The organism is Henriciella litoralis (assembly GCF_002088935.1).
GTDB lineage: Bacteria > Pseudomonadota > Alphaproteobacteria > Caulobacterales > Hyphomonadaceae > Henriciella > Henriciella litoralis.
The window spans coordinates 1-20,093 of sequence record NZ_NCSS01000006.1 but is presented as its reverse complement, the minus strand read 5'-3'; the positions used below and the strand labels follow the sequence as shown (position 1 = coordinate 20,093).

Sequence of the window (20,093 nt, the reverse complement as noted above, 5' to 3'; positions counted from 1 at the left end):
CGGCCCTCAATGAAAAACCCCGGCCTCTACGAGAGACCGGGGTTGAACAATTCAAATCGTGAAGCCGGACTTAGGTGCTGCCAAGCGCTTCAAATTTGGCCTGGGCGTCTGCGAGACGCTCTTCGACCGTCGCGCAAGCTTCTGGTGCGTTTTCTTCACCAAGAACGGCAAGCTGCTTACAGCGCTTTTGCTCGTTTTCCAGGTCCTGCACGAGGCTTTGGGCTTCGAAGCGGACAAGGGCAACTTCTGTCTGCTCTTCAGAGCGCATGAAGTCGAGCCAACCGCGCCCAGCGCGATTGTTTGCGTTGTTGAAAGCTTCGCGTGCACCGGACCGGTCGTCGCGCTCATAGCGGGACTGGCCAATCAGCACCCAGGCGAGACCGCGGTCCTTGATGCCACCAGCGTTCAGCGCCTTGGTCAGCGCGTCTTCAGCTTTGCCCCACTCCTGAAGCTCGGCATAGGAACGACCGAGGCGCTCATACATCGCGCCGCTATTGTTCATGCGGGCAGCTTCTTCAATGACCGGGATGGCTTTATCGAACTCGCGAGCAACCTGATAGAGGTTCGCGAGAAGCTCCATGTGCTCGTAGGTTTTGCTGATTCGGCCAGCATTCATCTCTTTTTCAAGGACGCGGGCCGCCTGATACGGCGCATTGAAGCGGTTGTAGAAATTGACGATCCGCATCAGCTCATCCTCTTTGGTGAGGATACCGCCGAGATACATGGCTTTCTGGACCTCGAACGCCTTGCGCTCCTGATCACCGGCGAAATAGTCACCCGCGATAGCGTCCCAGAGTTTGCGCTCGTTCGGGTTCTTGGCGAGCAGCTGCTCAAGAAGTTGAGCTTTCTTCGCGCGCTGGCCCGTTGCATCATAGAGATAGATCAGGAAGTCGTAGACCTGACGGTCAGCATTCGAGCCGTCTTTCTGGAACACGCGCTCCGCCCATTTCAGGGCTTCCTGATTGTTCTCGAGCTTCTGGTTGATCACGGCCAGCTGCCACATGCCGTCACGGTCTGGCGTGCCACCAGCGTTCATCCACTTGCGAGAATATTCGATCGCCTTGTTCAGATCATTCTGGTTCAGATAGATCTGGAAGATGTTGTAATAGGTATTCTTGGTTTCAGACGCAGGAATGTAGCCTTGGTTCAGAGCTGATTCGAGATCGCGAACAGCGCCCGTATAGTCGCCCGTCTGGATCTTGATGGCTGCGCCAAGCTTCAGAACGGCGCCCTGCTCGTAGCAGTTCAGCTCCTGGCTTTTGAGCTTGTTGATCTCAGTCAGTGCTGCAGACGGGTTCTTGTTTTGCAGCAGTTCGCTCTCAGCCTTGAGATAGATCTCGCCGGTCTTGGCGCCGAACTCATTTGCTTCACAACCGGCCTGGGCCAAGGCGGCACCGGCGCCCAAACAGGACACCGCACCAGCGATGACTGCGCCTTTGAGAATATGCCTGAAATTCATGGTGTCTCACTCCTTTGCGCCTTTGCAGGCGGATTTTCTGATGCGAACGCTAAGCTGTAAATACGTTCGCGATACTCTGAACGATCCGTCGGGCGATTTATTATGTTTATCGTCGGCGCATTCTGAAATTTCGGTTTGATTAAGATATGATTGGTTAGCGCGGCCACGTCAACGTTTTGCGCAACAGCTTGTGCAGGACTCAACGACTGATCCGGAATTCGATCGGATAAACGACACCTTCACGCACAACAGCCTGTCCTCTGTGCACGCGCGGGGCAAATTCCACCTTGCTGATGGCGCGTTCAGCCTCCTTACGAAAACCGGGATCAGTACACTCTGCCTTGACGTTGTAAGGCCGGCCACGCGGGTCAACATCCAGATAGACGTTGCAATCGCCCTCGATCCCACGGCGCATCATCGCATCTGGATAGACGACGCTCGGTGGACGAATGGGTTGTACATCCTTGTTGCTGATCACAACCACGTCGAGCTTGAGCCCCTTTAGAGGGTTGAGCGGGAGCGTGCTTGGCGCTGTGCCTTCGATGGTGGGGGCAGGCAAGACGATGTCTGTTGCTGACACCGCATATTTGGGCGGAGGCGGCGGAGGCTGGACCGCGTCGTCCACAAATCCTGGCTCCGACGTGGGCTCTGGCACGGTTGGCGGCTCTTCATAGACAAACGCTTCGAGAACGCGAACCGGACTTTCTTCAGGGGGCACGAAGTCCGTTTCAACCATCCGGTACATGAATGTGAAAAGGCCGAATACGATAACCGCCGCAAGCGGCAGGCCGACCATCGGCCGGATGACAGAATTCTCAAACATTACGTTTCTCCCTTGTGTTATGTGACAACATTACACTTTAGATTACGTAACGTCAATGAAGACAAAAAAAAGAGGCCTCGAATGAGGCCTCTTTCAACAAATATGCTCTGGTAAACGACCTAGTCGTCGAGCCTGAATTCCAATGGGTACACCACGTTGCGGCGCTCCGCCGGTTGACCACGAACGATCTTCGGCGCGAATTCCACACGGCTCACGGCACGTTCAGCTTCACGTTTGAAGACGCTGTCGGTGCAATTTGCCTGGACGTTGTAAGGGCGACCACGTGTGTCCACGTCAAAGCGAACATCGCAGCTTCCTTCCGTGCCCCGCTCAGCAGCGCGGCTCGGATAAGTCGGCACAGGCGGGCGGATTGGCTGGGCGTCGCGGTCCGAGATTGCAACCGGATCGATTGCAAGCGAATCCAGACGCTCAATGTTCAGCTCTGTTGGTGCTGACCCCTGAATGCTCGGCGTTGGCAGATCAATGTCCGACCGCGATGCCGACATTTTCGGCGGTGGCGGTGGCTTGTCAGCGGAGTCGATACGCTTGGGTTTGCTGCGGCTACGCGTGCGCACCTCTGTATCGTCTTCCGAAGGCGTGATCCGCTCCAGGACACGCTGCTCTTCAGCATTCGGCTGTTTGTAGTCACGGTTGATCATCTTGTACATGAAGGTGAACAGACCGAAGACGACGATAACAGCGAGCGGAATGCCTATGAGCAGCCGGATAATTGGATTTGAAAACATATTTCTCTCCTACTCCTCCTCGACCGAAACCTGAATGGCGGTGGATCCATCCGTCTCATTGATGATTTCCATCAGCGAGATCAGCGTTCCAGCCTCAGAGTCCCGATCAGCCTGGACGACCAGCTTGCCCTTCTTGTTATCTTCCCGAAGCTCCTTCACGCGGAAGCTGACTTCCGGCAGCGGGACCTTCTCCTTATCGATATAGATGTCACTGTTTTCATCGATAGCGATCAGGATACCAAGAGGGTTCTGACGTTCGAGGTTATCCACTTCTGTTCTGTCGATCGTGACGCCAGGTTCCTTGATGAACTGTGCCGTCACGATGAAGAAAATAAGCAGGATAAACACGACATCCAGCATTGGCGTGAGGTTTACATCATCATCACCAGAAGCGTCGGCGGCACTTATTCGTTTTCTACGCGCCATATGTGTCTCCTACTCCTCGCTCTGCACGATGTTCACCCGGTCCATTTTGGCATTATATGCCTCGTCGCGGATTTTCACGATTGTCCCGGTCCGGGCCCGTGGGTGCGCCTGAATAATCAGGGCACTTTCAGGGTTCTCGGCCCGCAGACGCTCCATGTTCGCACGAACACCCGAAATATCGGTGAAACGACCGTTGACCTGGATCAGGTTATCCTCACCGACATAGATAAGGATCGCCTGGTTCTGCTGCTGATCAGTATCCGGGCTTGGAGGTGGCGGTGGCTCAAGGCCAAGCGCCCGCTCCTGGATAAAGGTCGAGGTGACGATGAAGAAGATGAGCAGGATGAAAACAACATCCAGCATCGGCGTCAGGTCAACACTCGCCTCATCGGCAGCTTTGGTTTGTCTTCCGCGCATTAGCTGATCTCCATTTCGTCTTCGACACCCTGCACCAGACGGTTGACCTTACGGTCCATACCGGAGGTGAAGAGGATCCCAGAAATGGAGGCCACCATGCCTGCCATGGTCGGGATTGTGGCTTGCGACACGCCCCCTGACATGGCCTTGGCATCGGCACCATCCGTAATCGCCATGACGTCAAACACTGCGACCATGCCGGTCACCGTACCAAGCAGGCCGAGCAGTGGCGCGAGCGCCACCATGGCCTTGGTCATCTGGACGTTTGCCTCAGCTTTGAGACGCACTTCCGATACCAGCTTGTCACGGACCCAGTGTGCCAGAACCGACTTGCGGTCTGATCTGGCATTCCACTCCGACACCGCTTCCTCAGCAACAGCCTTGTGAGCGAATCGAAAGTAGAAAAGACGTTCCAGGATCAGCGCCCACATCACAAATGTGGCCACCATGATCACGAGCAGGACGGGTCCGCCACGCGCCAGGAAGTCTTCGAGTTCATTCAGTCCTAGTCCCATAAGGGTACCTCCCGAAGGAGGTGACGGCAATTATGCCGTCACCGTGTTGGACTCTGCACGCTCGGCAACGAGGCCGGCGGCTTGCTCATCGAGGATCTGCTGGTTGCCACGTGCCATGGACGACGCGATAGCGTGGAGCAGAAGCAGCGGGATGGCAGCGACGAGACCAAGAACGGTCGTCATCAGGGCCACCGAGATACCGCCAGCCATCAGCTTTGGATCGCCGGCACCGAAGTTGGTGATGGCGGTAAAGGTGATGATCATACCGATAACCGTACCGAGCAGGCCGAGAAGTGGTGCAACAGCTGCAAGCACTTTGACCACATCGTTGAAGCGTTCGATCTTCGGCGACTCGCGCAGGATTTGTTCGTCCAGCTTGAGTTCGAGCGATTCCAGATCCTGATGCTTGTTGTTCTCATAAGCTTCGAAGACGCGAGCCAGCGGGTTGCCGGTTCCGGCTTGACGCGTTTTGGCCGTCTTGCGCATGGAAGCGCCCATGAGGAACAGCGTAACGATCTTGAACAGAGCGAAAGCAATACCGATCGCAAGCAGGACAAGGATCACATAACCGACCGTACCGCCCTGATTGATGCGTTCGCCAATACCTGGCATTTCGCCTTCAACAGCAAACAGCTGACCTTTGGTCGGGTCAACCGGCGTGATGACGACTTCGCCCTCATCAGCATTGATCAGTTTCTGCATGGCAGAGCGGAAGCTGCCGCCTGGCTGGGCTTTCAGAACGCGCAGATATGGGGAGTCGCCGTCGGTCATGACCTCAACGAAGCGAACATCATCTGTCGTCGCTGCGGTAAAGACACCAACGCGCATAAGCTCAGTATCAACGACTTCGCCTTCCGGACCTGCACCAGAAACTGGCGTCGTGAAGGCTTTCACCTCGGATTGTGCGATCATTTCCTGAAGCATCGCTTTTGGCAGTGCATCAAGGTCTTCGCGGCTTGGAAGCGAACGGGCTTCGGACACTTCAGCCAGCTTTTCGGCACGGCCACCATATTCGAAGTTCGCAAGCGACTCGCGAATGATCGGCATCGTCTCACCAGCCGCGGTGCGGAACTGGCCAAGAAGTTCGCCGAAATCGCCGGCCTGGGTTTCAAGCTCTGCCTGAAGCTCACCAAGTTGACGCTCATTCGCGTCAAATTCTGAAGACAGGGCGCGGCCACGGGCCTCGGCTGCGTTCAGATCCGAACGTGCTCCAGCCATCAGACGCTCCTGCTCGGCAGCTTCCTGACGGAACTCCTGCAGGCGGCGCGAATCTTCAGCAGACATTTGCTGAGAGTCCTGCTGAACGCGGTTCAGAATGTCGCTCAGCGACACATTATTCTGCGCGACAGCCGGCGCGGTGAAAGTGATAGCAGATCCCATGACAAGCGCGGCTGCGCCAAGGGTCTGCAGAGTTTTATTGATGGTTTTCATCTAATTCGATCCTCTGATTCTCTGGCGCTGCTTAAAGCTCGACATCAAGACGGGTAGCCGGTGCGTAAAGCACGCTTGGCGTCGTCGTACCCTTGGCCACCTTGATGGCCTGGGCGATATCTTCCTTGAACTTGCTCTCGACAGGAACCCACTGAGCTTGTTCGCGGTCCCAACGGGCAGCGTATTTGCGGTCTGGCGACATATAGACGAGTGCGACGCGACCAAAGAGGAACATGTCGACAGTGACGGTCTTGCCGTCCACATCGATATCTTCCGGCCATGTGTCGATCGTGCGGCCATATTCCATCTCGGACTTATAAGCCTCGATGATCAGGCGATACTGCTCAACGATTGGCACCTGCGCATTTTCCATCGCGGCGCGAAGGTCAGCAATGCGCTGGGTACGGTCGTCGATGCGGAATGGAAGGTCGGCCTGAACGAAAGCTTCGAGATCAGAAATCATATCGAGAAGCATTGGCGTCGTCTGAGCGGTGATCTCATCAACGCGGCCAAGCTGCTCAGTCAGTGATTCGAGTTCGCGGCGCTGGCTCTCAACGACTTTTTCCTGCTGGCGCGCATAAAGCTGTGCAGCCTGGGTGCGTTGCAGGAGCGTGCGGAATTCGCTTACCGCATCAGAGCGCTGATCATCCAGCTGGTTGATCTGCTCCTGTACCTGCTCAGCCTTGCGCGTTGCCTGCTCACCGGTATCCAGCGCCTGGCGCAACTGGCCCTGCGCCATAGGTGGCAATGCCAATCCGACTAATAGTGCCGCCGCAATGGCACCTCGCGCCGGTGTCAGTACTTTTTTCATGAGGTTTGCCTCTCACTCTCCGAATGGTCGTGCAGACAGTCTGCACGGTGAAACTTCAATGCGGCCCATGCCCCCTGAACAGGCGGCCGCAACTCTCTAACTTAACCGGACACACACAAGCCCGCAGTTTGGAGGTGAATGCTGGAAACATCCATCATCTCCCCTTTTTGTACGGAGTGCTTTTATCTGCACTCTTCTCTTATTCGCCATTTCGGCAAGAGCCGTCAGCTTATGATCAGGCCATCGGGCCGGACGCTATCAATACGAAGGCCCGCGATCAATGGGTGTTCACTAACCGTTTAAAAAACTTACCGAATTGCACCGCAAGCACAATCTCGCATCACAGTGCAAGCCAATCTTAGTATTTTTTGGAAGTAATTTTTGTGACGGGGGCGCATTGTGCCATCCCGAAGCCTGTTCGTGCCCGATCAATAGTCACGTACTGTAACACTGACAGCGATCGGGCGCGGGAGAAGAGTGGCTGGGGTGCCAGGATTCGAACCTGGGAATGTCGATACCAAAAACCGATGCCTTACCACTTGGCGACACCCCAACTCTTGGCGAAGGCAGGGACATACTCAATCCGATCTTGGCATGCAACTCCCCATCTCAGGCAATTTCAGTTGAGGGGGACTACAGCTGATTTTTCAGGCCCCGCTTGTCACGCAAACCGCGATTGCGATATAGCGGCGCCCCTCGGATCGGAACATAGCTCAGCCTGGTAGAGCACCGTCTTCGGGAGGCGGGGGTCGGAGGTTCGAATCCTCCTGTTCCGACCACTTCCATATGTCGCACCCTCCAAATTCGATTTGATCATCGACTCACATCTGGTCTTTACTTTTAAACGATAAGCTACATATCGTTTAATGATAAAATTCCCGGTTCGGAGGTCTTTTCTTGAAAACCTTTTTCACAGCGCTCGGCGGCGCAATTCTTGGCACCCTGCTCGGTGCCGTCCTGCTTTTCTTCATCGCTTCCGCGATTGTCGGCAGCGTCGTGAACTCTGCGACGGCCTCACTGGCGGGCGGCGAAGCCAATCCAGACTCCATGGTGCTGTCGATTGATATGCGCGAGAATCTGGCCGATCAGCCCGCAACATCCGGGATCGGCGCCATATTCGGCCAGAAAGGTTTTATCGACGTCCTGACGCGGCTTGATGCTGCGCGGACCGATGAGCGCGTCAAAGGCGTCTTTATTCGCGCCAGCGAAATGTCTGTCGGCTCATCACGCGCCGAAGAGCTGCGTGAGGCGATCAATCGTCTCAAGGACTCCGGAAAGTTCGTTGTCGCCTCCTCACAGGGCACTTATTCGGGCGGGCCGTCCTCCCTTCGGGCAATCGCTGCGGCTGATGAAATCTGGATTCAACCCGGCGGGGACTTCCTGCCTGGGGGCATCACATTCGAGACATTGTTCTTCAAGGATCTGCTGGACCGACTCAATGTTCGGGCCGAGATTGACCAGTTCTACGAGTACAAGAACGCACCAAACGTCTACAAGGAAAGCGGCTACACAGACGCGCACAGAGAAGCGATGACCGTCCTGGCCGACTCGATCTGGACGACATCGATTGAGGACATTGCGGCAGACCGCGGCCTGAACGCGTCCGCCGTGCGTACCACGCTTGATACAGCGCCGCTTAGCCCCGCCGTCATGATTGATGCCGGCCTTGCTGACAAACTTGGCTGGCCCGAAGATGCCATGGATGCCGTCATCGAACGTGCCGGCGAAGGCAGCGAGCTGGTGGATATTCTCTCCTACAAGCCAAAGTCGGCCCCGCTCGGCGCCAAGGTGATTGCCATCGTTGGCGGCGAAGGCCCGATTGTGACCGGTGGCCCTGGCGGCGACCTGTTTAATGGCGGGAACGCCTTTGCGTCCGACATGGTAGCAGGCGCGATCCTCGAGGCCGGACGCGATGAAAACGTGGAAGCCATTGTCTTCCGCGTCGACAGCCCCGGCGGGTCTCCCACCGCTTCTGATCAGATCTGGCGCGCCATCAAGCGCGTGCAGGAACTGGACAAGCCCGTCGTGGTCTCCATGGGCTCTGTTGCTGCTTCGGGTGGCTACTATGTCTCGACCGGCGCTGACTGGATCATGGCCAGCCGCTCAACCATCACGGGCTCGATCGGGATTTTTGGCGGCAAGCTCGCCATTGCGGATGGCCTTCGTGAGTTTGGTGTCAATGCCGAAGCGATCTCCGTCGGCGGTCCTTTCGCAGGCGCGTTGTCTACAATCGATGGCTTTACACCTGAGCAGCAGGAGCTGCTGCACGCCTGGCTTGAGCGCGGCTATGACCGTTTCCTTGAGCTGGTCGCAGAAGGCCGAGGCAAGACCGTAGCGGAAGTCAACGAAATCGCACGCGGACGCGTCTGGTCAGGCGAAGACGCCCTGGCCGTTGGTCTGGTCGATGAGATTGGCGGACTGACGGATGCCATTACGAAAGCCCGTGAACTTGCAGACATCGCGTCCGATGAAGACACGCGCCTGAAATTCTACCCTGCCCCGCAAGGCGGAATTCCCGGGTTTGGCCCGCTTGCCGAAGCCTCTGCCGGCGATCTTGGTAGCTTGGCGAGCATCGCAGAGATCCTGGAAGATGAGCGTATTCAGGCGCTGATCGAACAGGGCAGCGTCTTCGACCGCTCGCCGGTTCAGGCCCGCGGCCCGATGATTATCGAGAAATAGGACGAATCAGATGCGGCTCGATGTGCAGTTCAAGCTGTGCGTCGAGCCGTCACATACTTGATCGGCCAAGCGGCGCCCTATATCCGCCAGACAAGACAACAGGACTGGTACTCTGATGACCGATACGGCCGACCCCGACACACGCCTTCACACGTGGAAAACTGCCGAGACCATGGCGGATGTCCGCTATGAGATCGACCGCCTGGATCGCGCCCTGGTCAAACTTCTGGAAGAACGTCAGTCTTTCATGGATGCCGCGGCACGCATCAAGGGTGAGCGTAAGGTCGTGCATGACCGTGCCCGCATTGAAGATGTCGTGGACAAAGTGTTGGCAGAAGCGCGCAAACAGGGTCTGTCACCCTCCATCGCGGAACCGGTCTGGCGCACGCTGATTGATCGCTGCATCGCTTATGAATTCGAAGCTTTCGACGCTCTCAAGCCGGGTCTCGACAAGGCATAGCTGGCGCGGCTGCAGGCGTCGATCGTCTGCGCCAGATCATCTTTCACTTCATTGAGAATAAGGGCCGCCCCGGCTGGGCTGGGCTGACTCTCGCGACCGGCCGTCTCTGCCCGTGCGCAGGTCTCCGCCAATTGCACAGCGCCAATGCTTAGAGCTGCGCCCTTGAGTGTATGAGCTGCATCGGCCCACTGATTCGAACTCGCGCGGGGATCGAGAAGACGCGACCAGATCTCGGCCTGCTGGCGAAATATGCCGATCACCTCGTCGGCCAGATCGACGTCGCCGCCTGTCATCGATAGCAGGTGCTCAAGATCGAGTTCGACAGTCGCCATGGTAATATCCTTCGCAAAGCGCAGTTGGCGCGCGCCCGATCATCTACACGCCCATAGCTTAGGCTGACGTTAAAGACACAGCGCGCTGGCTCTCGCACCTCTGACGATTGCGCGCAGACCCAATTCGGCATATAAATGGGGCCAGATGTAAGCATAGGGGATGATCATGATTGGCGTACTTGTCGCCCTTCGGGATTTTATCGTAGCAATATTGATCAGCTGGCTGGGCGTTGTCTCGGAGCCAACGGACACGCAGGCGCAAACAGATGCTACGCCCACAACGCAATCTGCGGCGATTGCCCTGCTGCGCTAGTCCCCGTCCAGGCTGGCAAGATCATCAAAAGTTATCGAAAGAAGCGCAGGTGCGAAACCTGCGCTTCTTTGCGTTTGCGTGATCAGTCGGCGCGATTCTGCCGACCATCAATCAGCTGATCCACGACTTCCGGCTCTGCCAGGGTCGAGGTGTCGCCGAGATTATCAAAGCTATCCTCGGCGATCTTGCGCAGAATTCGTCGCATGATCTTGCCAGACCGGGTCTTCGGCAGGCCCGGAGCGAACTGGACCAGGTCCGGGCATGCGATGGGGCCGATTTCGGACCTCACATGCAGCTTGAGTTCGGCTTTCAGCTCTTCGCTCGGCTCAACGTCCGAAACGGTGGTCACATAAGCATATATGCCCTGCCCCTTGATATCATGAGGATATCCAACAACCGCAGCTTCAGCCACGGCGTCGTGTGAGACAAGCGCGCTCTCGACCTCGGCCGTGCCCATGCGGTGACCCGAAACATTGATCACATCATCCACGCGGCCGGTGATCCAGTAGAAGCCGTCCTCGTCGCGCCGGCAGCCATCGCCGGTGAAGTAGTTGCCGGGATAGGCGGAGAAATACGTCTCTACGAATCGCTGATGGTCTCCATAAACGGTCCGCATCTGGCCCGGCCAGCTATCAGTGATAATGAGATTACCCTCAGTCGCACCGGTAAGAAGATCACCCTCTGCATCGACCAGTTCCGGCTTCACGCCAAAGAATGGATGGGAGCCTGCGCCCGGCTTCATATCGGTCGTGCCTGGCAGCGGTACGATCATCGTGCCGCCTGTCTCTGTCTGCCACCAGGTATCCACGATCGGACAGCGTTCTTCGCCGACCGTTTTGAAATACCATTCCCAGGCCTCCGGGTTGATCGGCTCGCCAACTGTTCCGAGCAGGCGGATTGAGCTCCGGTCCGTCGATTTCACCGGTCCGTCACCTTCACGCATCAGCGCGCGAATCGCCGTCGGCGCGGTATAAAAGATGGTCACGCCATGCTTGTCGCAGGCTTCCCAGAAGCGCGACGCCGTTGGATAGGTTGGCACCCCCTCGAACATGACGGACGTCGCGCCATTCGCGAGCGGGCCATAGACAATGTAGGTATGGCCCGTAACCCAGCCGACATCGGCCGAGCACCAGAAAACATCATCCTCTTTCAGGTCGAAGACGTATTCATGCGTCATCGACGCCCAGACGAGATAGCCGCCGCAGGTGTGCAGGACACCCTTTGGTTTGCCGGTTGAGCCGGACGTGTAGAGGATGAAAAGCGGGTCTTCGGCGTTCATCGGTTCGGCAGGGCACGTGTCGGCAACATCCGCGCCGACTTCATGCAGCCACAGGTCGCGGCCTTCCTTCATGTCCACGCCAACGCCCGTGCGCTCAACCACGAGCACTTTCTTGACCATTCCCTTGGCTAGCTCGCACGCGCGGTCGCAATTTTGCTTGAGCGGCACCTTGCGGCCACCGCGCACACCTTCGTCGGCGGTAATCACAAATTCCGACTCGCAATCGAGGATCCGGCCGGAGAGTGCTTCGGGCGAAAACCCGCCAAATACCACCGAGTGAACAGCGCCCACACGGGCACAGGCCAGCATGGCCATCGCAGCTTCGGCGATCATCGGCATGTAGATGGTGACGCGGTCGCCTTTCTTGACGCCCATTTCCTTCAGCACGTTCGCGAAGCGGCAGACCGAGTGATAAAGCTGGCGATAGGTCAGCGTGTAGCTGTCTTCCGGCTCGTCGCCTTCCCAGATGATCGCGGCTTTATCGGCCCGTGTTTCCAGCTGTCGGTCGAGGCAGCTTTCGGTCACGTTCAGCGTGCCATCCGCAAACCAGCGCACATGCACATCATCCTTGTCCCACGACGTGTCCTTGACCTTGGTAAATGGCTTCATCCATTTGATGCGCTTGCCGTGCTCAGCCCAGAAGCTCTCAGGATCCTCAATTGAAGCCTTGTACATCTCTCGATATTTTTCAGGCGTCAGATTGGCTTGCTTCGCAAAAGCCTCGGGGACCGGATGTTTGGACATGTGGTGACTCATGGTCGGCATTGCTCCCTTTACTGTTTTGGCGCGGACCGCGCAGGCCACACGTCGTTCTATGACGCCAACATGCGCACAGTTTGGGCCCTTGTGAACCCCGGCCGCATCGTCAAATCGATGACATCCTGTCTCAAACGCAAGACAGTTCGCTCTCAGAAAAGTCTGATTTCACTCACCGACTAGTACCAGGCTCGAATTCCGAGCAGAAAGACGGTCTCTCCGGCGTCTCCACCAGCAGCCTCTGCGAAGTCGGCCGTCTTTCCAAAACGGTTTTGCCACTCGACACCGATATAGGGCGCAAACTCCCGTTCTATCTCGTAACGCAGACGCAGGCCCGCATTGAGTGATGTGAGGCCAGCCCCTTTTCCAAGCTCTGGAATGTCCTGCGCGGAAAAGGACAGCTCGGCGCGCGGTTGCAGGATAAGGCGCTGCGTCAGCAGCAACTCATACTCGGCCTCCATCCGCGCAGTGAGGTCACCATCCGTCGACAGAAAGGACGCGGCATCCAGCTCGAAAAGGTAGGGCGCGAGCCCCTGAAACCCGGCGACGAGATGCGTCAGGCCATCGGGTTCAAAATCCTGTCTCAGCCCGGCCTGGAAATCGAAGTAGGGAGAAATGGCGCGCGACCAGAGGACCTGAAGCTCAGCCTCCTCAAACTCACCTTCATCTGGCAAATATTCCAGCTCGGACTTGAACCAGAGCTTGTCGATGTCGCCGCCGATCCACGCATTGGCATCGAGCAGGATGACCTCCTCATCATCGAAGCTCTGCCATTCGAAGCGTTCGGCCTGAAAATAGGTGGAGCGCATATCGCCATGGCTGTGCTGGAGATGCTCTCGGGCCGCCTGCATCTCTGTTGCATCGTAATAGTCGTCGGCCATGGACCAGGGGGCGCCGCCCTGCTCTGCCAGCGAAACGTTTGCGATGCCGGCCATAGCAGCGGTGAGCGCGATCAGTCTGAATGCGTGTCTCATCAGTGATGCCCTCCCTTGCTCATATCGTGCCCGGCATGGGGGTCGGCTTTCTCGCTATGGTCCATGCCATGGTGGCCGGAATGATCGGGTTCGACATTGCCTTCATGCGGGATGACCGAGACGACGTTCATCATGCCCGCATGCATGTGGTAAAGCAGATGGCAGTGGAACGCCCAGTCTCCGACATGTTCAGACGAGACATCAAAGGCGACTTTTTCCCCCGGCTTGACGATTACGGTGTGCTTTCGCGGCCGGTGACCGCCGCCGCCATTTTCGAGCTCGAAGAACATGCCGTGTAGGTGGATCGGATGCGGCATCATCGTGTCGTTGACGAGGTTAAACCGCACCCGCTCGCCTTCGTTCAGGCGAATGGCTTCCCTGACCTCGGAAAACTTCACGCCGTTAAACGACCACATGTACCGCTCCATATTGGAGGTCAGGTGGATCTGCAGCTCGCGTTCGGGTGGCCGCGTATCGGCATTGGGCTCGAGGGCGCGAAGGTCGGCATAGGTGAGGACGCGGTGCGCGACGTTCTCAAGGCCGATGCCGGGCTCATCAAGCCGACTGACCGGCATCATGGCGACATTGGCAACGCCCGGCCCCTGTTTGTGGTCATGCACCTGCATACCGCCATCCGGCGCAGGCTTGTTGGCGCCATGGTCCATGCCGGACATGTCATGCTGGCTGTGGTCCATGCCGGACATGTCGTGCCCGGAATGGTCCATATCCGCATCGCTGTGGTCCATCGCCATGTCTTTCATGCTGAGCGTGGGCACTGGGCGCATCTCGGGAGCCACAGCCCGCATGCCGGGCTTTGGCCCAAGCGTTGCGACCGCCTGCCCCGACCGATCGATCGATTCAGCGACCAGCGCATAAGCGCGCGCATCAGTCGGCTCAACAATCACGTCATAGGTCTCTGCAACGCCAATCTGGAACTCGTCGGTCTCGATCGGCCTGACATTCAGACCATCTGACGACACGACGGTCATCGGCAGACCGGGAATCCGGAAATTGAAGATCGACATGGCCGACGCATTGATGATGCGCAGCCGCACGCGCTCGCCGGGTTCAAACTGACCGTTCCAGTTATCTTCCGTGGAGTGACCATTGATGAGGTAGGTGTAGGTGGCGCCTGTGACATCCGCCAGATCACGCGGGCTCATGCGCATCTGCCCCCACATGGCGCGGTCTGCAAACGCCTCGCCAAGGCCCTGCTCAGCGGCATCGTCGGCAAAATCGCCGAGCGTGCGCTGATTGAAATTATACGTCTCGGCAGACGCTTTCAGCTTCTGGAAAATGCGGTGCGGGTTCTCAAAGCTCCAGTCCGACAGGACGAGCACATATTCGCGGTCTGCCTTAACCGGATCGGCGCCCTTCGGATCGATGATCAGCGGCCCGTAATGTCCGACCTGCTCCTGCAGCCCTGAATGGGAGTGGTACCAATAAGTGCCGTTCTGCGGGACGGCGAATTTGTACTGGAACGTCTCTCTTGGGCGAATGCCGGGAAAGGACACGCCCGGAACGCCGTCCATGTAGAATGGCACCAGAAGGCCGTGCCAGTGAATGGACGTATCCACCTCCAGCCCGTTATGGACATTGATCGTGATCTCGTCGCCCTCGCGAAAGCGGATCAGCGGCGCGGGCAGCGTCCCGTTGACGCCGGTCGCGAGGCCCGCCCGGCCACCAATGCGGACGGGAAACTGGGTGATATCGAGGTCGAAATTCGTCCCCGTGAGCGTCTGAAGGCCTGTATTGCCGTAGGCTGAGGTGCGCGCCCATGCGGGAAGCAAACCAGCAGCTCCAAATGCCGCGCCCACGCCAAGACCCGCGCCGAGAAAATGTCGTCTATTGAACATGAATAATCCATCTCATCGAATTGATTTAAAAGCAGAATTAAAGTGTCCGCGCTTGGCGCGAAAACACCTTCAGTCGCTCTCATCAATCAGATCAGAAGACGGATTCGGTCCTGTGTAAGGGTCAGGCGAGGCCTGGCGATGCCGGGACTTCGTCGCCAGCCGACATCACGCGGAATTTCCGCGAGTGGCAACATGCTCGTCGACTGCACAGATAGGATGGGCGGGTATTCAACCAGACCAAGGTCGACAACAGGCGTCGGCGCAGCCGCAACCCGCTGAACAAGGCTTTGCGCGCAGGCGTCACAGCTGGACGGCCCATCATGATGCTGGTGCGCCGGGGGCGCCGTGTGCTCGTGATGCCCTGCATGGCCGGAATGCGCGCCATGGTCGGCCATCGCCATGGCCGGCTTGTGAACCGGCTGCACGGATGCTGCCGCAGACGCTGTCGAACAGCCAATCAGTCCCGCACAGAACAGGCTCGCCAGAAGGCCGAGAACAGCAAGGCGTACGGACTGCATCATGGACTGGAAAATAGACGCTTCGCTCGCGCAATCAATGGCGCGAAAGCGGCCCGTGATGTCGAGGAAGGTAAAGTCCGCCTGGCACGGGCACTAGGACTTGAACCCAGGACCCTCGGTTTTGGAGACCGATGCTCTACCAACTGAGCTATACCCGCTCAGGCGAAGCGCCGTAATGCCCGAAACAGGCGGGAAGTGCAACAGTCCCCGGCCATCGCGCTGCAGATCAGTTCACAAGCGGCTTGGAGCCCTGTCCCTGCCCCTCTGGCAGCGAAGCGAACGACACACCGATGGGGTCATTGAAGGCGGGCTAAAGCGTCCGTGATGTCTTCAACAGCGGTATGCAGAATATTGGTGCCGTGCCCGTCGAGGATATGAAACTCGGCATTCGTCCGCTTTGTAATGCAAGCGGCAACGTCCTGCGCCGAAATGATCGAGTCATCATTGGCCTGCAACCAGATCTGGCGGCAGTCGACCGCCTCCAGATCGTCTGTCCAGTCTGCCATCGCGGCTGCCCCATCCCTCACCCAGGCGCCAGCCCCCTGCTCTACGGCATGGTAGAGCCCTTCGGCCTGCACCTTCATCAAGGTCGAATTGGAGAGCGTTGCGAGATCTGCGGGGGACTTCGAGAACTGTTTTTCGAGAAAGGCGCGCGTGCCGCGTCGCCTGTAAACTGGCAAGCCGATCGACGTCACCATCTTCATCACCGAGGGCGCATGTCGCGTTGCCATGGCGGCAAAGCGGGTCTGCCGGTCCATATGGGAAAGATGCACCTTCTCATCGATCGGGATGCCGCCCCCGATGACAAGCATGTCGCCCATGCGGCGACCGAGCGCCCGCGCAATGCGAAAACCATGCGACGTGCCGCCCTGATGGACGCAGAGGCTGATTTTCTCCAGGCCAAGATGATCAACCAGCGCCAGCGCATCCCTGACCACCGTCTCGTTGAAGTCACTGTCAGACGGGCTTGGGCTTGTATAGCCAAAGCCCGGCCTTGAGGGGGCGATCAGCCGGACATTTATTTGTGCCAGGGCGCGCCGGAAGGCCGGGGTGAAGAACGGCCCCTGCAGGTAGCCATGAATGAAAAGAACAGGCTTTTCGCCGTCACCGGCCGTGTACCAGGCCAGCTTGCGGCCTTTGAGGCGTGGCAGGAGCGACAAATTCTCCTTCGGGGTCATCCAGGTCTCGGCGCTCGGCGGGGTCTCCTGCTCCGGCAGCTGGCGCATCAGGAAAGCGATACTGGCGCAGAGCTGCACCACGTCCGACATGCGCGCACATCCTGTCTTTCGAAGGATCGCCTTGGACTGGCCCTTGATCGTTTCCAGAGACCTGTCGCGCTGCTGCGCGATCTCTTTCTGGCTGAGATTGGCGAGGTAACCCTCAAGGATTTCCGTTTCGCTGTGCGTCAGACCAAAGGCCTCCCCGAGGCGGGTCATCAAGGCATCCGACCAGTCGATATAGGACAGCGAGACCTGCACCCGGTCGGCGATGTCCTTTGGCCGCTGGATGAGGGCGAGGCAGGCCTGGACCTGCCGCTCGCCGACACTGGCCAGGATGATCCGGTCCTGCGGCTGATGCTCACCAGAGCGCAGGGATTTACGGATTTCGGAGATCGCCTCCGGGTCGAGCGGAAGATCGCAGAGGTGACAGGGGAAGTCGCGATCGGTCAGGTGAGCCGCAGCGGTATTGCCGGTGACAAGTTCTGAGCGAGCCGAGATATCGAGGACCGCGTGAAAACGCTCTGATTTTTCGCTGCCCCGCCGGGATGCTTCTTCGATCAGGGCGCCGATCCGCTGGCCATGCGTATCGAGCGTTTTGTCATCGCCCTTATAGCGCGGCACGTCGCCGGCGAGCAGACCTTCCGCCTCATCTTCAAAGAAATACGCCATGGCCGCAGCGAGGAACGCGTCGAACCTGTCGGGTCCGGATGGAACCTCATAGGCGGCGCCCAACATTTCGAAGTAACGTTGCGAGTGAGACATCACCTGGCCAAGAGCAAAAACAATCCGTGCAAATCGCACGATCTGTAAATCCCACACCAGAAGACGTTAGCCAAGGGTGATAGATTTCAAGCGTCATCCCCCCGCGGGGTGATGTGCGGTTCGTTTGAACTGCGTAAATTGGATTTGCTTTCTGCAGGCTGGGTGGGGATCTGGCATTGTAGAAGACAAAGAGGGTTGAAAAGAATGGATCAATCAGTGCGGGCAGCAGCCCGCTCTACCAGCAGAGCCGCGGCACTGGCCGTGCTGACCTGCATAGGCTTTTCATCCTCGTTTTCCGCATCTGCAGATGACCCGCCTGGCCTGGCTGAAATTGAACCGTTCGCGACCCCAATGGAACGAGAGCTGAGTGTTTCGGCCCTTATCGTGTTCGACGGCTTCCTGAAGTCGAATGACGAAAACCAGCAAAGCATGGGCGTCGACACCATTTTTGATGCCTGCATTTCCCGTGGACTTGGCACGGCCTGTTTCATGCTTGGCGATGTGTATGAAAGCCCTGAACCTGAAACTGCCGAGCTGCTCTACTCCGAGGGCTGCCGGGCAGACTTTCCAAACCTTGAGGCTTGCAGACGTACATACGGCCTGGCGCTCGAGCGCACCGATGCCGGATCGCGCGAACAGGACATGCTGAGCGAGGTCATCTCAGCTCGTCGCCGCGTGCTGATGGGAAGCTTCTCGGAAAAATCCGATAGCCTGGAAGACCTGATGAAACTGTGCGCCGACGGCTCCGGATTTGCTTGCACTTTCCTCGGCGATTTCAATGACAACAAATTCGACAAACGGGCGCTGCTCTCCGGCCTGAAAGCTGGCTGCGATGCGACCTATCCGGATGCTTATGGCTGCCATCGCCGTGCGACACTCTATGCCAGTGGGGCCGCCGGGGAGAAAGACCCTGCTCTCGCGCTGGAATACTCGAAAAAAGGTTGCGAACTCGGCTGGCCGGATGCCTGTACCCTGTTTGATAGCCTCCGAAACTAGACTTTTTTTGACCCCATAGAAAAAGGGCCGCCCCGTCAGGAGCGGCCCTTGATGTTTTTGATCCCCGCTTATCGCGATGGATCGGGTTCAGGGCTGCGAGGTCCGCAGCCCCTTACCGTTAAAAGTCTTACTTCTTGACCGAAGAGACGACGCCGGCACCGACGGTGCGGCCGCCTTCGCGGATGGCGAAGCGCAGGCCCTGGTCCATCGCGATTGGCGCGATCAGCTCAACGTCCATTTTGACGTTGTCGCCTGGAAGAACCATTTCCTTGTCCGCTGGAAGCTGGACAACACCCGTCACGTCCGTCGTACGGAAGTAGAACTGTGGACGGTAGTTGGTGAAGAATGGCGTGTGACGGCCACCCTCTTCCTTGGTCAGGATGTAGGCTTCAGCTTCGAACGTCGTGTGCGGCGTGATCGAGCCTGGCTTACAGAGAACCTGGCCGCGCTCAACACCCTCACGGTCGATACCGCGGATCAGCGCGCCGATGTTGTCGCCAGCCTGGCCCTGGTCGAGCAGCTTGCGGAACATTTCAACGCCCGTAACGGTCGTCTTCTGCGTGTCGCGGATACCAACGATCTCGACTTCTTCACCAACCTTGATGACGCCCGTCTCGACGCGGCCGGTCACAACCGTACCACGGCCGGAGATCGAGAACACGTCCTCAACCGGCATCAGGAATGGCTTGTCCAGTGGACGCTCAGGGGTCGGGATGTACTCGTCGACAGCTTTCATCAGCTCGAGGATCTTCTCCTTGCCGATCTTCTCGTCGCGGCCTTCAACAGCAGCGAGTGCAGAGCCGGAAATGATCGGAATCTCGTCGCCCGGGAAGTCGTAGGACGACAGAAGTTCACGAACTTCCATCTCGACGAGCTCAAGAAGCTCCTCGTCGTCAACCTGGTCGACCTTGTTCATGAAGACAACCATCGCAGGCACACCGACCTGCTTGGCCAGCAGGATGTGCTCGCGGGTCTGCGGCATTGGGCCGTCAGCTGCGTTCACAACCAGGATCGCGCCGTCCATCTGAGCCGCACCGGTGATCATGTTCTTCACATAGTCAGCGTGACCCGGGCAGTCGACGTGAGCGTAGTGACGGTTTTCCGTCTCATACTCAACGTGTGCGGTGTTGATGGTGATGCCGCGTGCTTTTTCTTCAGGGGCGTTGTCGATGTCCGCATAGGACTTCGCCGCGCCGCCATAAACTTCTGCAAGCGTCATCGTGATCGCTGCTGTCAGCGTCGTCTTGCCGTGGTCAACGTGACCAATCGTGCCGATGTTTACGTGCGGCTTGTTCCGCTCAAACTTTGCCTTGCCCATGG

The 20,093-nt window shown here is 57.9% G+C and carries 19 protein-coding genes and 3 tRNA genes; 5 read left to right on the top strand and 17 right to left on the bottom strand.

Annotation, left to right across the window (positions count from 1 at the left end; translation table 11 throughout):
- Window positions 1–70 precede the first annotated feature (70 nt).
- The 9 genes from B8783_RS03720 to B8783_RS03680 all read right to left on the bottom strand — a co-directional run bounded on the left by B8783_RS03720 (window position 71) and on the right by B8783_RS03680 (window position 7,181).
- The gene (locus tag B8783_RS03720) at window positions 71–1,459 is read right to left on the bottom strand and encodes a tetratricopeptide repeat protein (protein WP_233355663.1); all 1,389 of its coding nucleotides are present in this window, start codon (window positions 1,457–1,459) and stop codon (window positions 71–73) included.
- A gap of 199 nt (window positions 1,460–1,658) precedes the next feature.
- The gene (locus B8783_RS03715) at window positions 1,659–2,282 is read right to left on the bottom strand and encodes a TonB family protein (RefSeq protein ID WP_084418445.1); all 624 of its coding nucleotides are present in this window, start codon (window positions 2,280–2,282) and stop codon (window positions 1,659–1,661) included.
- Window positions 2,283–2,401: 119 nt separating this feature from the next.
- Window positions 2,402–3,028: an energy transducer TonB gene (locus B8783_RS03710; RefSeq protein WP_084418444.1), complete on the bottom strand. Its 627-nt coding sequence runs from the start codon at window positions 3,026–3,028 to the stop codon at window positions 2,402–2,404.
- Window positions 3,029–3,037: 9 nt separating this feature from the next.
- A complete protein-coding gene (locus tag B8783_RS03705; protein WP_084418443.1) occupies window positions 3,038–3,454 on the bottom strand; it encodes an ExbD/TolR family protein in 417 nt (138 codons plus the stop codon).
- 9 nt (window positions 3,455–3,463) lie between these two features.
- Complete coding sequence (locus tag B8783_RS03700) at window positions 3,464–3,871, bottom strand: ExbD/TolR family protein (protein WP_084418442.1); 408 nt, start codon at window positions 3,869–3,871, stop codon at window positions 3,464–3,466.
- Complete coding sequence (locus B8783_RS03695; RefSeq protein WP_084418441.1) at window positions 3,871–4,386, bottom strand: MotA/TolQ/ExbB proton channel family protein; 516 nt, start codon at window positions 4,384–4,386, stop codon at window positions 3,871–3,873. The genes B8783_RS03700 and B8783_RS03695 overlap by 1 nt, the downstream gene beginning before the upstream one ends.
- A 30-nt stretch (window positions 4,387–4,416) precedes the next feature.
- The gene (locus B8783_RS03690; RefSeq protein WP_084418440.1) at window positions 4,417–5,817 is read right to left on the bottom strand and encodes a MotA/TolQ/ExbB proton channel family protein; all 1,401 of its coding nucleotides are present in this window, start codon (window positions 5,815–5,817) and stop codon (window positions 4,417–4,419) included.
- 31 nt (window positions 5,818–5,848) lie between these two features.
- The gene (locus B8783_RS03685) at window positions 5,849–6,628 is read right to left on the bottom strand and encodes a DUF3450 domain-containing protein (protein WP_084418439.1); all 780 of its coding nucleotides are present in this window, start codon (window positions 6,626–6,628) and stop codon (window positions 5,849–5,851) included.
- Between the two features lie 478 nt (window positions 6,629–7,106).
- Window positions 7,107–7,181: transfer RNA gene (locus tag B8783_RS03680), tRNA-Gln, on the bottom strand.
- Window positions 7,182–7,330: 149 nt separating this feature from the next.
- On the opposite strand from B8783_RS03680, the gene B8783_RS03675 reads away from it, so the two are divergent.
- From B8783_RS03675 to B8783_RS03665, 3 genes are all read left to right on the top strand, one after another.
- A tRNA-Pro gene (locus B8783_RS03675) sits at window positions 7,331–7,407 on the top strand.
- Between the two features lie 118 nt (window positions 7,408–7,525).
- The gene (gene sppA / locus B8783_RS03670; protein ID WP_139792234.1) at window positions 7,526–9,307 is read left to right on the top strand and encodes a signal peptide peptidase SppA; all 1,782 of its coding nucleotides are present in this window, start codon (window positions 7,526–7,528) and stop codon (window positions 9,305–9,307) included.
- Window positions 9,308–9,422: 115 nt separating this feature from the next.
- On the top strand, window positions 9,423–9,767 hold the full coding sequence (locus tag B8783_RS03665) for a chorismate mutase (protein WP_084418438.1): 345 nt from the start codon (window positions 9,423–9,425) through the stop codon (window positions 9,765–9,767).
- On the opposite strand, the gene B8783_RS03660 is transcribed toward B8783_RS03665, so the two are convergent.
- Window positions 9,716–10,099, bottom strand: coding sequence for an Hpt domain-containing protein (locus B8783_RS03660; protein ID WP_084418437.1), 384 nt, complete (start codon window positions 10,097–10,099; stop codon window positions 9,716–9,718). The genes B8783_RS03665 and B8783_RS03660 overlap by 52 nt on opposite strands.
- Window positions 10,100–10,265: 166 nt before the next feature.
- Between B8783_RS03660 and B8783_RS18450 the strand changes: the two genes are divergently transcribed.
- The gene (locus B8783_RS18450) at window positions 10,266–10,412 is read left to right on the top strand and encodes a hypothetical protein (RefSeq protein WP_169711695.1); all 147 of its coding nucleotides are present in this window, start codon (window positions 10,266–10,268) and stop codon (window positions 10,410–10,412) included.
- 82 nt (window positions 10,413–10,494) lie between these two features.
- Here B8783_RS18450 and acs read toward each other — a convergent pair whose 3' ends face one another.
- From acs to B8783_RS03630, 6 genes are all read right to left on the bottom strand, one after another.
- Window positions 10,495–12,435 (bottom strand): acetate--CoA ligase, encoded by a 1,941-nt coding sequence (gene acs / locus B8783_RS03655; RefSeq protein WP_233355662.1) that lies wholly within the window; start codon window positions 12,433–12,435, stop codon window positions 10,495–10,497.
- 191 nt (window positions 12,436–12,626) lie between these two features.
- Window positions 12,627–13,421, bottom strand: coding sequence for a copper resistance protein B (locus tag B8783_RS03650; protein ID WP_084418436.1), 795 nt, complete (start codon window positions 13,419–13,421; stop codon window positions 12,627–12,629).
- Window positions 13,421–15,277 carry a copper resistance system multicopper oxidase gene (locus tag B8783_RS03645; protein WP_084418435.1) on the bottom strand — a complete coding sequence of 619 codons (1,857 nt, stop codon included), beginning with the start codon at window positions 15,275–15,277 and terminating at the stop codon, window positions 13,421–13,423. The genes B8783_RS03650 and B8783_RS03645 overlap by 1 nt, the downstream gene beginning before the upstream one ends.
- Window positions 15,278–15,363: 86 nt before the next feature.
- Entirely contained in the window at window positions 15,364–15,798 is a 435-nt protein-coding gene (locus tag B8783_RS03640; protein WP_084418434.1) for a hypothetical protein, read from the bottom strand.
- A 79-nt stretch (window positions 15,799–15,877) separates the two neighbouring features.
- Window positions 15,878–15,953, bottom strand: a tRNA-Trp gene (locus B8783_RS03635).
- Window positions 15,954–16,091: 138 nt separating this feature from the next.
- On the bottom strand, window positions 16,092–17,777 hold the full coding sequence (locus tag B8783_RS03630) for an alpha/beta fold hydrolase (RefSeq protein WP_139792233.1): 1,686 nt from the start codon (window positions 17,775–17,777) through the stop codon (window positions 16,092–16,094).
- A 204-nt stretch (window positions 17,778–17,981) separates the two neighbouring features.
- On the opposite strand from B8783_RS03630, the gene B8783_RS03625 reads away from it, so the two are divergent.
- Window positions 17,982–18,773, top strand: a complete 792-nt coding sequence (locus B8783_RS03625; protein WP_084418432.1) for an SEL1-like repeat protein — start codon at window positions 17,982–17,984, stop codon at window positions 18,771–18,773.
- A gap of 127 nt (window positions 18,774–18,900) precedes the next feature.
- Here the strand turns inward: B8783_RS03625 and tuf are convergent, their stop codons facing one another.
- The gene (tuf, locus tag B8783_RS03620; protein WP_084417748.1) at window positions 18,901–20,091 is read right to left on the bottom strand and encodes an elongation factor Tu; all 1,191 of its coding nucleotides are present in this window, start codon (window positions 20,089–20,091) and stop codon (window positions 18,901–18,903) included.
- Window positions 20,092–20,093 lie beyond the last annotated feature (2 nt).

Bases quoted from the DNA above. Each gene is read 5' to 3' on its own strand.
- B8783_RS03660 (WP_084418437.1), bottom strand. From the start codon at position 10,099: ATGGCGACTGTCGAACTCGATCTTGAGCACCTGCTATCGATGACAGGC.
- B8783_RS03705 (WP_084418443.1), bottom strand. From the start codon at position 3,454: ATGGCGCGTAGAAAACGAATAAGTGCCGCCGACGCTTCTGGTGATGAT.
- B8783_RS03625 (WP_084418432.1), top strand. From the start codon at position 17,982: ATGGATCAATCAGTGCGGGCAGCAGCCCGCTCTACCAGCAGAGCCGCG.
- B8783_RS03630 (WP_139792233.1), bottom strand. From the start codon at position 17,777: ATGTCTCACTCGCAACGTTACTTCGAAATGTTGGGCGCCGCCTATGAG.
- tuf (WP_084417748.1), bottom strand. From the start codon at position 20,091: ATGGGCAAGGCAAAGTTTGAGCGGAACAAGCCGCACGTAAACATCGGC.
- B8783_RS03650 (WP_084418436.1), bottom strand. From the start codon at position 13,421: ATGAGACACGCATTCAGACTGATCGCGCTCACCGCTGCTATGGCCGGC.
- B8783_RS18450 (WP_169711695.1), top strand. From the start codon at position 10,266: ATGATTGGCGTACTTGTCGCCCTTCGGGATTTTATCGTAGCAATATTG.
- B8783_RS03665 (WP_084418438.1), top strand. From the start codon at position 9,423: ATGACCGATACGGCCGACCCCGACACACGCCTTCACACGTGGAAAACT.
- B8783_RS03640 (WP_084418434.1), bottom strand. From the start codon at position 15,798: ATGATGCAGTCCGTACGCCTTGCTGTTCTCGGCCTTCTGGCGAGCCTG.
- B8783_RS03715 (WP_084418445.1), bottom strand. From the start codon at position 2,282: ATGTTTGAGAATTCTGTCATCCGGCCGATGGTCGGCCTGCCGCTTGCG.
- B8783_RS03645 (WP_084418435.1), bottom strand. From the start codon at position 15,277: ATGTTCAATAGACGACATTTTCTCGGCGCGGGTCTTGGCGTGGGCGCG.
- B8783_RS03685 (WP_084418439.1), bottom strand. From the start codon at position 6,628: ATGAAAAAAGTACTGACACCGGCGCGAGGTGCCATTGCGGCGGCACTA.
- B8783_RS03720 (WP_233355663.1), bottom strand. From the start codon at position 1,459: ATGAATTTCAGGCATATTCTCAAAGGCGCAGTCATCGCTGGTGCGGTG.
- B8783_RS03710 (WP_084418444.1), bottom strand. From the start codon at position 3,028: ATGTTTTCAAATCCAATTATCCGGCTGCTCATAGGCATTCCGCTCGCT.
- acs (WP_233355662.1), bottom strand. From the start codon at position 12,435: ATGTCCAAACATCCGGTCCCCGAGGCTTTTGCGAAGCAAGCCAATCTG.
- B8783_RS03690 (WP_084418440.1), bottom strand. From the start codon at position 5,817: ATGAAAACCATCAATAAAACTCTGCAGACCCTTGGCGCAGCCGCGCTT.
- B8783_RS03700 (WP_084418442.1), bottom strand. From the start codon at position 3,871: ATGCGCGGAAGACAAACCAAAGCTGCCGATGAGGCGAGTGTTGACCTG.
- B8783_RS03695 (WP_084418441.1), bottom strand. From the start codon at position 4,386: ATGGGACTAGGACTGAATGAACTCGAAGACTTCCTGGCGCGTGGCGGA.